The organism is Candidatus Nanopelagicales bacterium (assembly GCA_018003655.1).
GTDB lineage: Bacteria > Actinomycetota > Actinomycetes > S36-B12 > UBA10799 > JAGNDY01.
In genome coordinates this window covers 1-13,965 of the sequence record JAGNDY010000056.1, presented here as the reverse complement: position 1 = coordinate 13,965, position 13,965 = coordinate 1, and the positions used below count along the sequence as shown (strand labels likewise).

Below are 13,965 nucleotides of genomic sequence, written 5' to 3'. Positions count from 1 at the left end.
GTCCAGTTTCTGGCCGACGGACTCGAACGACTCGTCCACGTGATGCCATCAGAACTCGACATCAGCGCACCGCTTGCACCGACCGCGACAAACACGCCACCGCCATAGGCCACCGACTGCCACGTGCTGGCCGACGCCGCGGTGCGGCTCGTCCAGACTGTGCCGTCGGGGCTAGTCATGACCTGTCCGCTCCCGTTACCACCACTCGAAACCGCGACAAAGGTGCCAGCGCCATAAGCGACCGAACTCCAACTGTTCTGGCTGGGAGTCTGTCGGCTAGTCCAAGTCCCAATTCCGTTCGAGTTACTCATCACCTGGTTGGGGCTGCCATCGCTAGACACGGCAACGAACTGGCCGCCGCCATAGACAACGGATTGCCACGAATTTGCGACGGGGCTGTTCGCCGATGACCAGGCACCGGTTCCGTTGGTGTCATACATGACCTGCCCAGTGGCACTGCCGTCGCTAGCGACCGCAACGAACTTCCCGCCGTCATATGTCACAGATGTCCACGCTCGGGAGCTGTTGCTGTTCGCCGAAGACCAGGCACCCACGCCATTGTTGTTGTACATCACCTGCCCATTCGCGGACCCGTCACTAGCGACCGCGACGAACTTGTTATCTGCGGCGCCGTAGATAACTGATGTCCACGTTCGAGCGCTGGTACTGTTGCCCGTCGTCCACGCTCCGGTTCCCGTGGTGGAGTACATGACTTGTCCTGTCGCACTGCCGCTATCAGCCACCGCAACGAACGTCCCAGCGCCGTAGGTGACAGATCGCCAGGTCCTGGCGCTGGGACTGGTCGCTGCGGTCCAAGATGTTCCGTTGGAGCTGTACATCACCTGCTGGGCGGCCGTTCCATCGCTAGCGACCGCGACGAATCTCGCGTCGGTGACGCCATAAGTCACCGAAGTCCAGTTCCTGGCCGACGTGCTCGTGCGACTGGTCCAGGTGATTCCGTCAGGGCTGGTCATCACTGCTCCGGATGCACCGACGGCCACAAACACTCCAGCCCCATATGCCACCGATTGCCACGTACTATTCGACGCGGCTGAGCGGCTGGTCCAGGTGATGCCATCAGGACTGGTCATGACCTGGTCGCCCGTACCCCCGCTTGAGACCGCGACGTACAGCCCCCCGCCATACGTCACCGAGGACCACGCTCCGCTGCCTGTCGGCGTCGGTTCGCTGTTCCAGCTCGGATTAGAGCCCTTAGTACTGTCGGTGCCACCGTTGTTGCTGCTGTCGGTGGTGAAGTAGGCGCTTGTTCCGGTTCCCGCACCGACCATGTAGGGGTTTGAGAAGCTGCCCGCAGTGCCAGAGATTGTGCGCGTGGGTGTCAGACTGATCGTCGACAGAGGGCTGACGGCCGCTGCAGCCGACTTGCGTCCGTGGGGGAAAGGATAGTTGGGAGGCAAACGACCAGCGGAAGGCGCGGCCGTAGACTTAGACGGCGACGGCGCCGATTGGGTCGAGCTTGGATTTGGGGTAGCACGGCCCGCGGTCCACTTCCACTTTCCATGTCGCTTCACGCATTTCAGTTGACCAGCCCCAGTCTTGACAACTTTGCCATGTTTCTTGGGCGGGCACGATGTACCCGGCTTGGCCTTGGCAGCAGTAACCGACGGCGCGGCTGTCGAGACAGCGGGACTGACTGCGCCCAGGCCGCTCACCAACAACCCGCACGCCGCGATGCCGACGAGTGCGGTCCTCACAGCATGAGTATGCAGCACATACGACCCGCAGGCGCCCCGAGCGTCAAACCCAGGAAGAACTCGACCCATATGGCTGAGCGACGCCAGAGACTCTATTGCCGTCCCAGCACGTGACGTAGCGGACTCAGCCTGCCGTGATGCTCGGGTCGACAGCGACCTCGTAGGGCTCGGCGCCGACTGGAACCGTGTTGACGATACCGACAGAGTTGTCGAGTACCGGGAGGGAATTGTCGCCGACGTTGCCAACGTGGACGTGCGTCCCAACCGATGTCACGCCCCACGAGTCGGAGCTGACATTGGCTCGCGTCACCGCAGGGTCGGATCAAGGCCCGAGGTCTTGTAGATGCCACCGCTGGTCCCACACTCGAAGAGAGCACTCGGCCATCGCTTTCACCGGTTAGCGCGATCTGAAGGGGTTGTGGCTACCCGAGGCTGATCGTTGTATCAAGAGTGAAGTTATTCGCATGGATTTTGATCCGCGCGACTGACCCGACCTGGTTTGCGTTGATCACCTGGAGCCTGTCACCGGACGGACTGATTGCCAGCCCGACGGGACGATCGTCATCACGCCCGGAGGTCCCATGCGCGACGCCGCAGCAAATAGCCCAGCGCCGCAGGCCACCGGTTGTCACTGTCGGCGGCGCTCTGGCTTTGCCAGCCGTCGCTGAACCGCATTGTGCTGTCGGCATCGCCCGCCTTGCTGCTGTTGTTGGTGCAGAACAAAGCGCCGCCTTCAGGGGCGGCAGCAACCATGTAGAAGCCAGGGAAGCCACCCGATACGGTCCGCACGGGCGCGAGGTTGAAGGTCGCCGTGCGGCGTCTTGATGGTCTTGCGGAGTTTTCTGGAGGGCCAGGAATGCCGGGCGACCTAGCTGCCCGCGTCGCCCACAGTGGTCAAAGTCAGTTTCCCTCCTTGTCCGGTTTCCGCAGAAGGATCACGGGCCAGGAGTCGCCCTAACCTTGTGGTCCCACCATGCGGCGAACAAGCCGAGGTTTAGCGCGCGACCGTGTGTCAAGTCCCAGTCATACGCCGCACGACCCGGGTGTGGTAACCCAGCCGCCAACGATGCTCGCAGCTTGGCGACGTCGATGAATCGTTGAGCGCTGGGCGAAGCGGAGACTTCATCCATCGCCTCCTGGTACTGCTGCTCGCGACCCTGAATCCACTCCCCGAAGTCGGCCGATTGCTCGCCTCTGGTGGTTCGAAGGCGAATCTCGTCGGGCACCAGGCCGACCATCGCCCGACGGGCTACTGAGCGATCTAGTCCACCGCCAATCCAAGATTCAAGTGGCAATGAGAATGCGGTACGGATCACCTCCGGATCTGACAGAGGATCGCTGAACCACAGGTCGATATCTGGCGCACTCGGGCTCAGTGACGGATCCTCCATGACGAAGTCCACCCAAGCTGAATGTGCGCGTGCTTGCGACCCCAGAGCGGAAGCCTTAAGCAACTGGCTCGCCTCGTCGCTGATCATTTCGGGGCGCAATGGCATCTCTTGAGCAAAGCGCACGCTGCTGTTCGCGGGCAGACGGCCGCGCAATCTGTGCACCCAATCAGGGGCGATCGCCCCCGCAAGCGAGAACATGATCGGCGCCCACGACTGCCCGCTGCGGCGCTGCAAAGGTAGGTCACGCAGGACTGGCCCCCACCGACCAGCAAGGACCAGCTGGCGACGAATTCCGGCCCGATTGCGTGAAAACGACGCATTACCCATGTCGCCACCAAGCAAAACTTGGGAACCCAGCGACCGCGCCCACTCGGTCATCGCGGCGCCCCACACTACGCTTGAGTGCACCAAGACTGGAGCGAACGTGGTTTCGAAGATCCACGGCAGGACATCAAGCGGAGTCTTCTTAGCGGTGTTGACCAACGGAGTGTACGTAAGCCCGGGCGTTCGCTCGGCCATCAACCGTGCGTACGGCCCATCGTCGGGCTCCCAGCCGGACTTGATCGCGGCGGCTCTCGGCAGCGGCACGTGCGTCGCTGCGTTTACCTTGCGTCCTTGTGGCACAAGGATCCCAGCGGCTGTAGCGACAACCATTGTCGAATCAAGTCCGCCAGACAGCGCCGCCGCTACGTCACCCGATTCCGGAACCGATGCGGTAACGGCACCTCTCACGGCATCGCGCATCAGCACCGCATCGTCGCCAGGTTTCAGTGCTCGAAACCGCACGACCGCGTCAGGGTGAAACCATCTGGATACGGTCGGCGTTTGACCCGGCTGCCAGCGCATGCGATGCCCGGTCGGGACTCGCGAAACACCGGCGAACACCGTGCTCCGTGAATCATCCGAAAGCGTCATGAGATCGGCCAACTTGGCGACATTAAGTTCCGGGAGCTCCGGTAACCGTGCTACCAGCCCCGCCAGATGGCTGCTCACCACCAATGACGTTGCGGTTTGGGCGTAGAACAGGCAGACCTCGGTTCGGGCGGATGTCGCCGCGAGCACCCTGCCCGTGCGGGGCTCGACTGAAACAACCCCGAATGCCTGCCGCGGCGCAGATGAATCAGGGCAACCACGACTCAACCAAACTCGTAGGTCATCAAAGTCCGTCGGTGCTGGACTGGTCACGGCGGCAAACACAAGCCCATCGGCCGAGATCCGCTGGGAGGTGGCCTCATAGATGGTGACTCGTGGCTCGGCTGCCCGGAGGGACACTTCAACAGTGAGCATCCTGCTGTCAGCACGGCTGCCGATCGAGACGGCGCGATCACTCATTGGAGCGGCCGACAATCGCGATTCATGTGCAACTCATCCTTGTGACACCATTCCGAGTCGGCCTGTGGGGAATTGAGAGCCTCACACCGGCGTGCGATCATCGGCATGTGGTTACACGCTACCTTCACGAATTTAGCTATCCAGCTCAGTTCATCCCCGACCAAACGCCTGCATCCCTGCTCTGGATTGGAACATGCCGGGGAGAGACATTTGACCTGCTCCCGCGCAGCTACGTCGACCTTGGTTGCGGTCCGGGCATCACCGTCGCAGCGGTGGCAGCGGCAAATCCAGAGTTGCGGTGCCTTGGCGCGGATATCAATCCCCATCACAGCGAGTTCTTGGCAGCTCTCCGCGATGAAGCCGGGTTGGAAAATCTTGAGGCGCGCTGCACCGACTTCGCTGAGCTACTGAAAGACACCGACTTCTCTCCAGACATTGCCACTGCACGGGGGATCTTGTCATGGGTGCCCGAACCTGTCCGTGAACAGCTCCGAGAACTGTTGGGTCGGCTGAGCCCCGGCGGTTTGGCATACCTGGGTTTCGATTCGGCCCCAGGACACGTAGGTCTGGCTCCGTTGCACGACCTCACACAAAGCCTGATGGCCGAAACGATCGATCAGGAGGATTATGCGAAGACGGCAGTCGCTGTCCTGCGTGAACTCGCCGAGAGCCGTGCGGACTTCCTGATGTCTAATCCCGTCACCAGGCAGACCCTCCGCGACATCCTTACCAGCGAAATAGGAAGTATCGTTCATGACCTCGGTGTGCCCTCGTACCAGGAGTTTTGGGTCGATGAGGTGGTTCGAATGATGGCTACCCGGGGATTGCGCTACGTCGGAACGACAAGCGGTGAGGAGCTAACGCTGAACTGGCGCGACGCCGAACTTGCGGCACTGTCGGCATCCGCACCAGGTCCGGTTTCCGCGAGCCGACTGCGCGAACTCGTACTGAACCCGGGCTTTCGGACCGTCTTGTTCCGCCAGGACGCGCAGGACCAGATCGCAGGCCCACGGTTGGGGTCCCCGCTGGATCTGGGGGTGGAGAATCCGCCAGTGGGTTGGCTTACTCCGCCAGCGACGATTGACTGGAAACGCGGTTTTGGGTATCTCGAGGTCGACGGGGAAGCAGTCCGCGAGCTCACACCCGACACTGCCGGCATCGATGATTTGTCGACCATTCCGCAGTTGCTTGGCTCGACCGCCGATATCCCGACTGCGGTCTGGGCTGTCGACCTCATTGGCAGTGGAGTTTTGCAACCACTGCGCGCACCGGCGCAGGCCCAAGGCGCACGCGCCTCTGTCGACCGGTTTAACCGAGTCGCGATCGATCGCGCTGGCCGATCGGACTCAGTGTTTTGCCTTCTCTCAGCCCAATCCGGCAACGGGGTCAAGTTGAGCAGTTCGACCGACGCAGCGCTTGCCGCGCGGCGGGACGGACTGCCTCATCCCAAAGCGGACTCTCTGACCGAGAAGCTCGCGTGGTGGGAAGCCACACTCGCCATCGACGTGCCGCTATGACGACCTAAGCGCTGGCGTTCTCGCTGTGCGCTTGTCCCACCACGCGGCAAACAGGCCGAGTGTTAAGGCGCGACCGTGGGTGTTGTCCCATTGGTCGGTTAGTGGTCCGGGCGCTGGCAGACCGGTTGCGATAGAGGCCCGGAGCGCAGGCACGTCGATGAATTGATTCGCCGAAGGTGAAGCTGCGACTTCATCTACGGCATCGCGGTATTCCTGATCGCGACCGATAATCCACCGGCCAAAGTCAGCCGATTGTTCACCGCGGGTGGCACGCAAACGGATCTCGTCTGGCACCAGTCCGGCCATCGCGCGGCGGGCGACCGAACGGTTGAGCCCGCCACCAATCCAGGATTCGAGCGGTAGGGAACATGCAGTTCTAACGACAACTGGGTCAGACAACGGATCACTTTGCCACGGGCCAACGTCGGGTACGGATGACGTAAGCGATGGGTCCTCCAGTACCCAACGCAGCCAGTCCGTTCTCGAACGTGTCGGTGTCCTCGTCTCCTGTTGCACAAGGTAGGCGCGCGCCCCCTCGCTCAGCAATTCCTGACGAAGGGGCATTTGCCGTGCGAATGACGGCTCGCCGCGATCTCTCCAGCGGTTGCGCGCCGCGTGCACCCACTTCGGAGAAACAACACCAGCCAGCGAATACGCGACTGCGGCCCACGATTCGCCAGCCCTGTGTTGAAGTGGCAAGTCCCGCAGGATTGGCAGCCACCTACCCGTATCGAACAGCTCTTGTCTAACACCGGCTCGATCCCGCGAAAACGATGCGTTGCCTGAATCACCACCCAGCAGCAATTCACAGCCCAGCGATTGGGCCCACCTGCAGATAGCTTGCCACCAGACCACGTTGGTTGCATTCATCGTCGGCGCGTATGTGTGATCGAACTCCCAGGTCAAAACCTCCAAGGGGCTAGTTTTCGCGCGGTTGATGATCGGAGTGAACGTCAGGCCCGGAATCTGCTCCGCCAGCAATTCAGCGTAAGGGCCGTCGTCAGGCTCCCAGCCGACCCGCCGCGCAGCAGTGCCAGGCAGCGGCACATGAGTTGCACCGTGGACAACTCGACCCTGCGCGCACATGACCTCGGCAGCCATGGCCGCGACCATCGTCGAGTCCAGGCCACCGGAAACCGACGCCGCGACATCGCCCGACGCCGGCAAGGAAGCCTGCACTGCAGATCGGACCGCAGCACGCATCAGAAATGCATCGCTGTCTGGTCCCGTTAGGCGAATTGGTTCGGTTTCTTCAGGGCGGAACCAACGCGAAAGCACAGGACGTTGCCCCGGCCGCCAGCGCAGCAGATGTCCGGTCGGCAATCGCTGGACTCCTTCAAACACCGTGTTCTCGGGATCATCGAATAGCGCAGTCAGATCGGCGAGCTTGCCAATGTTCAGATCTGGGCGCACCGGCAGCCAATCGACCACGCCCCGCAATCGACTGGACAGAATCAGCGAATCCGGCGTCCATGTGTAGAACAGGGATACCTCGGTGCGGGACGTGGACACCGAAACAACAGATCCATCAACTGGATCTGCAAGCACTGCGGCAAATGCTTGCCGCGGCGCGGATGCTTCAGGGCATCCAGCTGAAATCCAGCGCGCGAGAACGTCCAAGTCCACCGGCGCTGGGCTCGTCACCACCGCCAAAACTCGGCCATCCCGCATAACACGCTGCGCAGTAGCCTCACGAACAACAACTTGCGGACCTGCCGGGCGTACTTGAACCGTCAGAGACAGCGCCGAGGGAGACGTGGTATTTGTGGTCTCTGCCGCTACACCCAGTGTCGACTCAGACACTGATCCGCATCAGGTTTCCCATACCGCCATCCATGCCCATTCCTTTTCGAGCATTTTGGGCGGCTGATGCGGTACCCAACCGACGCGCTAGCGGCGCAACCCACGCTTGCCTGACATCGGCATCGGAGTCCGCGTCATCTGAAGCTGCCATAGCGTGCCTCCAAATCCAGTTGAGATCGCGGACGCAACGTTCTTGCGCGGCACCTGCCAGGGTACCCCACCTCAGCCAACCGTCGAAAGCGCAAACTCGCAGCCGACGGCGGCGCCGAAGACTAGGATCGCGGCTGTGAAAACTGGTCTTCGTCAACTGGTGATTGTTGGTGACATCGGAGGCCACCTGGGGAGTCTGATTGCCCAACTCGAATCCGTGGGAGTGAATGTGACTGCCCGCGATATCCCTCGCAACCTAGTGGTAGTTCAGGTCGGGGATCTGGTTCATCGCGGTCTCGACAGTGCTGGAGTAGTGAGGCTGGTCGACCAACTGATGAAAGCCAACCCCAACCGATGGGTTCAGTTGGTGGGCAATCATGAATCGCAGTACCTGCCTCTGGGCACACATTTCTGGTCACCAGAAGTCGACAGTGACACGCAGCAGATCTTGCGACGCTGGTGGGAAACGGGCCAGATGAAAGTCGCTGCCGCGTTCGAGTTGCAACCATCCCCGACCGAACCTATTGCCGCGATCGCAATCGACACTGAGCTGCTCGTCACGCACGCGGGCCTAACTATTGGCGCGTGGGACGTGATCGATCGACCCGTGAATGCCGATGATGCGGCAATCCAACTCAACGAAGCAGCGCAGAAGTTGGGTGTTGCTTGGCGTTCGGGCCTTCTGATCACGGGAGAAGCAGATATCGCGGCTGGGCCAATGTGGGCGGATGGGATCGAGGAGGTCTACGCACCTTGGCAGGCGGCCGCCGCGGCTGAAGGCGAGATACCCGCGTTCGCGCAGACGCATGGCCACACGTCCCCCTTCGTCTGGGCACGCCACGGGTGGAACGCGGACATCGCGCCGCTGATCCAGGGCGGCGCACAGGTATCAGTCGACGAAGAACGCAAGATCTGCCGAATTCGGCTCAACGGCGGGCAGCTTTTCTGGGCGGTGGATCCCCGATCAGCCGCCACTGCAAATCCCGTCTCCCGGCCACTCACGCTCACGTGCTGCTAATCACGACTAGGATTTGACGGACGCGACTCCGCGAGTGAGGCAAACGATGAGTCAGGGAAGCCCGCAGCACGACTCGTATCCCTGGTACGACTCGATTTGGCTTTCCCAATTCACGCACGCCCGGCACATCGTCTCGACGGTTGCACCCTCGAAGCTCGCAGCGTTCGATGGTGCATTTGACGTCCTGCACACGCGGCAAGACTTCGAGGTCCAACGATTGGATTCGGTCTTTGGCGACGACACATTCGATGAAATCTTGCGCGTCGCGGCTTCGCTGTCACTCAACGAGCTTGAGGCTCACGAGACGCAGTCGTTCGGCCGGTTCGTCGTCCACGATCACCCATTCTTTACCCAGTTGCAGCAACAGCTCGTGCCACTAGTCAGTGAGGCAGCCGGGGAACCAGTCGAGCCGAACTACAACTTCCTCAGCCGATATGGATCCACCGGAATCTGCCAGGTCCACATGGACGCTCCCGAGGCGAAATGGACCCTGGACGTATGCCTGCGACAAAGCGAACCATGGCCCATTCACTTCAGTCAGATTCAGCCCTGGCCCCACAGTGAAGCCGACGGGTACCCGGACGCCTGGGAAGACCGGATCAAAGATTCGCCCGATGCTGAGTTCACCAGTTACGCACTTGAGCCAGGGCAGGCGGTGCTGTTTTCAGGTAGCAGCCAATGGCACTACCGCGACAAGATGCCACAGGGTGGCAGCAAAGCGCCCTTCTGCGACCTGCTGTTCTTTCACTTCATCCCAGCAGGAACCGCAGCCTTGCTGAAGCCTGCAAATTGGGCGCAGATGTTTGGCATACCCGAGCTTGAGCAGGTGGCCAGCAATGGATAGTCGGCTTCTGCGCAACCGCGCGAGGACTGCCGAGGCGATGACGTTCCTTGCGATCGCCCGAATGCTGAGGGCTGCTCGCCCGACATACAGCGTGCGGAAACTCGCCGGAAAGCCACAGGTCGCAGAGGGGCTCGCGACCGGCGAGCCCCAGGCTCCTTCTGGGATCGAACACGTAGTTTCTGCGGCAATCGAGCGCGGCAGCTACCGGCTGCCGATGTCGACAACCTGCCTCGACCGTGCAATTGCGGGTCGCTGGATGTTGTTGCGCCGCAGCGCAAACGCCACGATCGTGATCGGACTCCTCACTGAGGATCCAGCCCAGGGAGTTCATGCATGGCTGGTGGGTGACCAAGGCGGGACCATCACGGGAGCCCAGGAAATGGCGGACTTCACCGCGATCACGCACTTCCGTTGACTGGGGAGGTTCTGCCCTCTTCCAGCGCTACGACCCGATCAGCCCGGTTGGCCGCATCAAGCCGATGCGTAACCAGCAGCACCGCACCAGAGCGCGCAAGGATCCGATGCAGCACCCGTTCTTCGGTTTGAACGTCAATGGCGCTTGCGGCCTCATCCAGAACCAGCAACTCCGGTGACCGGAGCAGCGCGCGGGCGATCGAGAGTCGCTGTTTTTCGCCCCCAGACAATTCGGCGGTCTCACCAAGTTCAGTGTCGAGCCCATTCGGCAGCGACCGCACGACATCACCGGCAGCTGCGTCATCGAGTGCGTCCCAGACCTGCTCGTCGGTTATCGAAACTCCGGGCGGCATGGTCCACACGACGTTCTGGCGCACCGTGCCTGGAATGAGCAGCACCTCTTGCGGCACGTAGGCAGTCCGGGCCCGCCACGCCATGGAATTGCCCAACGGCTGACCGTCAATCTCGACGCTCCCCGAATTTGGAACGGTGAGGCCCAACACAACGTCGAGCAACGTGGACTTCCCGGCGCCACTTGGACCTATGACCGCGACGGACTCACCCCTATGAATACTCAGATTCACGTCGAGCAGCGCCGACTGCGGCGAGTTCGGGTAGGTAACCGTCAGATCACGTACCCGGACAAGTGGCGACACCTCACCTTTCGAAGCCGTCGGTCGTCGGTCGCTGGCATCGGCAACCTCGCTGACGTGATCATCCCGCTCGGTCTGCGCGGCGCGGGTAATTGCTTGGACACTGTCCAGTGCTGGTGCGTCGTTCGCGACCGATTGAGCCTGCCAGACGATCGATTGAGCAGCCCCCAGCATCCTCGAAACCACCAGTACCAGGGCGATCAATACCGCCGATTCGACTCCGATCCACAGGCAAATCAGTACAAGAGCCACGACGCCTACGACAGCGGCGACACTAAGAGCGGCGCGGGTTCCTGCCGAGGTGCGGACGTAGTGCACCTGGACGGTACGCCCGTGCGCTGCCTCCTTTCGCAGACTCCGCATCCAGATGTCGGAAGCATCGTGGGCACGTACCATTCGCGCCGATGCCAGCGAATCGGTGACGACCGCACCGAACGCTTCGATCCGATCCGACCACGCCTCTCCCAGCGTGCCCGCACGTTTCACGTCGCGAATTGAAGCCAGACCCACCGCAAGCACTGCCAGCAGCGCTAGGCCGCCGATCGCCGGATTCAGGTAGATCGCGACTGCAGTGGTGGCAGCGAGGATCAGCAAGCTCACGGTGAGCATGATGAGTTGATCTAGCGCCCCGCTGGCCCGCATGATGTCGGTCGTGAGCTTCTGAACCACGTGGCTACGGCGCTGCGTCGACAAATATGACCAGCGAGCGTTGAGCAAAGCGTCGAGGGCGCTGAGCCGGAGCTCGTCGGTGGTGCGGAATTCCACGCTGTCGCCATGCACGGTGGCGGCCCACTGCATGCCAGCTCGCACGATGACCGCGACCACAATCGCTGTGAGTAGCGCGAGGGGCCCGACAGTGATCTTTAACACTGGCAGGGTGACCGCCCCGCCTTCTTGCACTGACTGAATCACCGGAACCACAAGCGCCAGGCCGACGCCCTCTGATAACGCGATCAGGATTTGAAGGCTGAGAAGGCCCGCGAGTGCCGGGGTTCCGCACGCACGTTGCGCGGCGCGGACCAATCGTCCCATCCACCCGAACACATCTCCGGACTCTGTTGCAGCCACAAATACTGACCCTAACCCGTGGCAGACTTCCGGTATGGATGATCGCCAGCTCGCCGACGCGGCAATCCACGACATCTCGCGCGACTCCCGGCCGGTCAACGTCATGGAACCGAATGGCCCTACAGCGCGTGTGCTCGGTGTTCCTGTAATCGAAGGAGCAACTCCACAGCGCTGGCAGGGGTTCGTCGATGATGAGGACACCTGCGCCGACGCCGACCGCTGTCTGTTCATGCTGGGCCCCGCACGCGTCTACGTCAGCGGGGGCAGCGCGGTCATGATCAACCGGATCGATCTTGGCGATCGCCTGGCATACGACTTCATGGTGTACAGCTGGGCGATGGAGATGCTGCTCACGCAGCGTCGGCGTTTCACACTGCATGCATCGTTGGTCACTTCTCCGCAGGGTTGTACGGTCGCGATTGCTGGCGACAGCGGGGCGGGGAAGTCCACCACAGCCGCCGCTCTGGTTGCCCGCGGCTGGACTCTTGCTTGTGACGACGTTGCAGAAATTGATCTTCGGGGAGAACTGCCGCTGATCGTGCCGCATGAACGCCCAGTCCATCTCTCGGATCGCGCAATCAAGCTCCTTGGTGCTGACCCCAGCATTGGGCGCCTGCTGCCAGGGCGAACGAAGCGAACAGTCCAGATTGACGCGGATCTGTCGCGGCGCCCCCTGGGTCTAATCGTGCAGTTGCGTACGTCGCCCGGCAAGATCTCGACCGCGGAGGTCAGTGCGGCGGATGCCACCGCGGTGCTGGCCGCGCACGGCGAATCTTCCGGTGTCACGCAGGCGCCGGAACTGCGGGCGGACTATTTCGGCTGGTTGACCAAACTCGCCGGTGCCACGCCGGTGGTGGATCTGACTCGTCCACCCGAGGATGAATCACTTGAGGAAGTGTGCGACGCCCTCGATCGCCTGGCCAACCGGTTGTGATGGAGCCGAGACTTGATCCACACGTTTTGGATTCGCTACGTCGCGCGCTGCGCCATTCCCTAGCGGCCGAGACTGGTGCTGCTGCGGCCCCGCCAGATCTACGCGATGTCGACCCGGCTGAATTTCTCAGGGCCGCGCGGCGGCACCGCGTTCAGCCGCTACTGGTCGCCTCGGCGCAGGCAACTCGGCTTCCAGAATCAGTGGTGACTGACCTGGCCGGTGACACCCAGGACGAACAGCTAGCAGCCCTGCTGAGCGCAAGTCAACTGACCAGTGCGGTCCAAGCCTTGTCGACGCAATCGATCCCCAGTTTGGCGATCAAAGGGGTTGCACTCGCAGCTTCCACAACCGGTGACTACACCGCTCGGGGAAGTGGTGACATTGACATCTGGGTCAGACCTGGCGATGTTGCGGCAACTGTCAGCGTGCTCGCGGAGCTGGGATACGAGCAGTTCGGCTGTGAGATCCCGACACCGGCCGCTTCGTGGAACTTCCGCTATGCACTGTGGCTTGGCAATGCCGAGCTGGCGATGGGTAATGCGACGCAGACGATCGACTTGCATTGGCGGCTGGACTCGATGGCAAGTGGCCTGCCTGACTTCACTCGCGCATGGTCCCGGCGCGCGAGTGTCGAGATCGGGAATGCGTCGATTCCCACCTTGAGCATCGCCGATGCGTTCGTCTACGCGTGCCGCAACGCGGCGAAGGATGAGTGGGAATCACTGCGCACCCTTGTGGACGTGTACCGATTGCTTTCCATGCTTCGCTTTCGCGACGATCGGCTCCCGCCTGCCGACAGCGGAATCCGGCGAACGCTGGCTGTCACCGAGGCCAATCTCGGGTTACCTCCCAATGCCCCTGCATTTGAGCTGCGCCCCAAGCAGCGCACGATTGTCCTGCGGATCGCAGATCGCGCCCAGCGCGGTATGGGTGAGGGATACGTGACGACTCAGGCGGGTGACTGGTATCGGCGACTGGTGGGAAGGGGACAAACGTGCCGTTCAATGGCGGATGCGGCCCGCGTCGGGGCATGGATCGCGCTGCCGCCATCCGCTGTCACCGGCGAATCGCCTGACGAGCACCCAGGCCTGGGGCTCGTCGCTTCGCGACGGCTCTCACATGGTGC

The 13,965-nt window shown here is 62.0% G+C and carries 13 protein-coding genes; 6 read left to right on the top strand and 7 right to left on the bottom strand.

All coding sequences use genetic code 11. From position 1 onward, the window contains the following. From KAZ48_08340 to KAZ48_08325, 4 genes are all read right to left on the bottom strand, one after another. On the bottom strand, positions 1-1,418 hold a 1,418-nt coding region (locus tag KAZ48_08340), incomplete at its 3' end, for a hypothetical protein (GenBank protein MBP7972797.1). Between the two features lie 421 nt (positions 1,419-1,839). After that, the gene (locus KAZ48_08335) at positions 1,840-2,025 is read right to left on the bottom strand and encodes a hypothetical protein (GenBank protein ID MBP7972796.1); all 186 of its coding nucleotides are present in this window, start codon (positions 2,023-2,025) and stop codon (positions 1,840-1,842) included. Positions 2,026-2,279: 254 nt separating this feature from the next. Continuing rightward, a complete protein-coding gene (locus KAZ48_08330) occupies positions 2,280-2,504 on the bottom strand; it encodes a hypothetical protein (protein MBP7972795.1) in 225 nt (74 codons plus the stop codon). Positions 2,505-2,650: 146 nt separating this feature from the next. After that, entirely contained in the window at positions 2,651-4,438 is a 1,788-nt protein-coding gene (locus tag KAZ48_08325) for a hypothetical protein (GenBank protein ID MBP7972794.1), read from the bottom strand. A gap of 107 nt (positions 4,439-4,545) precedes the next feature. Here KAZ48_08325 and KAZ48_08320 point away from each other — a divergent pair, with 107 nt between their 5' ends. Then, positions 4,546-5,955: a class I SAM-dependent methyltransferase gene (locus KAZ48_08320; GenBank protein MBP7972793.1), complete on the top strand. Its 1,410-nt coding sequence runs from the start codon at positions 4,546-4,548 to the stop codon at positions 5,953-5,955. Here the strand turns inward: KAZ48_08320 and KAZ48_08315 are convergent. Next, positions 5,950-7,467, bottom strand: coding sequence for a hypothetical protein (locus KAZ48_08315; GenBank protein ID MBP7972792.1), 1,518 nt, complete (start codon positions 7,465-7,467; stop codon positions 5,950-5,952). The two genes, KAZ48_08320 and KAZ48_08315, sit on opposite strands and share 6 nt — an antisense overlap. Before the next feature lie 283 nt (positions 7,468-7,750). Beyond that, positions 7,751-7,909 (bottom strand): hypothetical protein, encoded by a 159-nt coding sequence (locus tag KAZ48_08310; protein MBP7972791.1) that lies wholly within the window; start codon positions 7,907-7,909, stop codon positions 7,751-7,753. A gap of 135 nt (positions 7,910-8,044) precedes the next feature. On the opposite strand from KAZ48_08310, the gene KAZ48_08305 reads away from it, so the two are divergent. The 3 genes from KAZ48_08305 to KAZ48_08295 are packed head-to-tail and all read left to right on the top strand — an operon-like array spanning position 8,045 to position 10,185. Beyond that, a complete protein-coding gene (locus KAZ48_08305) occupies positions 8,045-8,926 on the top strand; it encodes a metallophosphoesterase (GenBank protein ID MBP7972790.1) in 882 nt (293 codons plus the stop codon). Positions 8,927-8,972: 46 nt separating this feature from the next. After that, complete coding sequence (locus tag KAZ48_08300; GenBank protein ID MBP7972789.1) at positions 8,973-9,770, top strand: hypothetical protein; 798 nt, start codon at positions 8,973-8,975, stop codon at positions 9,768-9,770. Further along, positions 9,763-10,185 (top strand): lasso peptide biosynthesis B2 protein, encoded by a 423-nt coding sequence (locus tag KAZ48_08295; GenBank protein MBP7972788.1) that lies wholly within the window; start codon positions 9,763-9,765, stop codon positions 10,183-10,185. Before KAZ48_08300 ends, KAZ48_08295 begins: the two co-directional genes overlap by 8 nt. Here KAZ48_08295 and KAZ48_08290 read toward each other — a convergent pair. After that, positions 10,169-11,905, bottom strand: coding sequence for an ABC transporter ATP-binding protein (locus KAZ48_08290; GenBank protein ID MBP7972787.1), 1,737 nt, complete (start codon positions 11,903-11,905; stop codon positions 10,169-10,171). The genes KAZ48_08295 and KAZ48_08290 overlap by 17 nt on opposite strands. Before the next feature lie 34 nt (positions 11,906-11,939). Here KAZ48_08290 and KAZ48_08285 point away from each other — a divergent pair, with 34 nt between their 5' ends. Both KAZ48_08285 and KAZ48_08280 read left to right on the top strand, forming a co-directional pair. Beyond that, positions 11,940-12,839 carry a hypothetical protein gene (locus KAZ48_08285; protein MBP7972786.1) on the top strand — a complete coding sequence of 300 codons (900 nt, stop codon included), beginning with the start codon at positions 11,940-11,942 and terminating at the stop codon, positions 12,837-12,839. Then, a partial coding sequence (locus KAZ48_08280; GenBank protein ID MBP7972785.1) for a nucleotidyltransferase family protein occupies positions 12,836-13,965 on the top strand: 1,130 nt, incomplete at its 3' end. The genes KAZ48_08285 and KAZ48_08280, both read left to right, overlap by 4 nt.

Excerpts from the sequence above, each read along its gene's own strand:
- KAZ48_08325 (MBP7972794.1), bottom strand. The coding sequence starts at position 4,438 with ATGAGTGATCGCGCCGTCTCGATCGGCAGCCGTGCTGACAGCAGGATG.
- KAZ48_08295 (MBP7972788.1), top strand. The coding sequence starts at position 9,763 with ATGGATAGTCGGCTTCTGCGCAACCGCGCGAGGACTGCCGAGGCGATG.
- KAZ48_08310 (MBP7972791.1), bottom strand. The coding sequence starts at position 7,909 with ATGGCAGCTTCAGATGACGCGGACTCCGATGCCGATGTCAGGCAAGCG.
- KAZ48_08300 (MBP7972789.1), top strand. The coding sequence starts at position 8,973 with ATGAGTCAGGGAAGCCCGCAGCACGACTCGTATCCCTGGTACGACTCG.
- KAZ48_08285 (MBP7972786.1), top strand. The coding sequence starts at position 11,940 with ATGGATGATCGCCAGCTCGCCGACGCGGCAATCCACGACATCTCGCGC.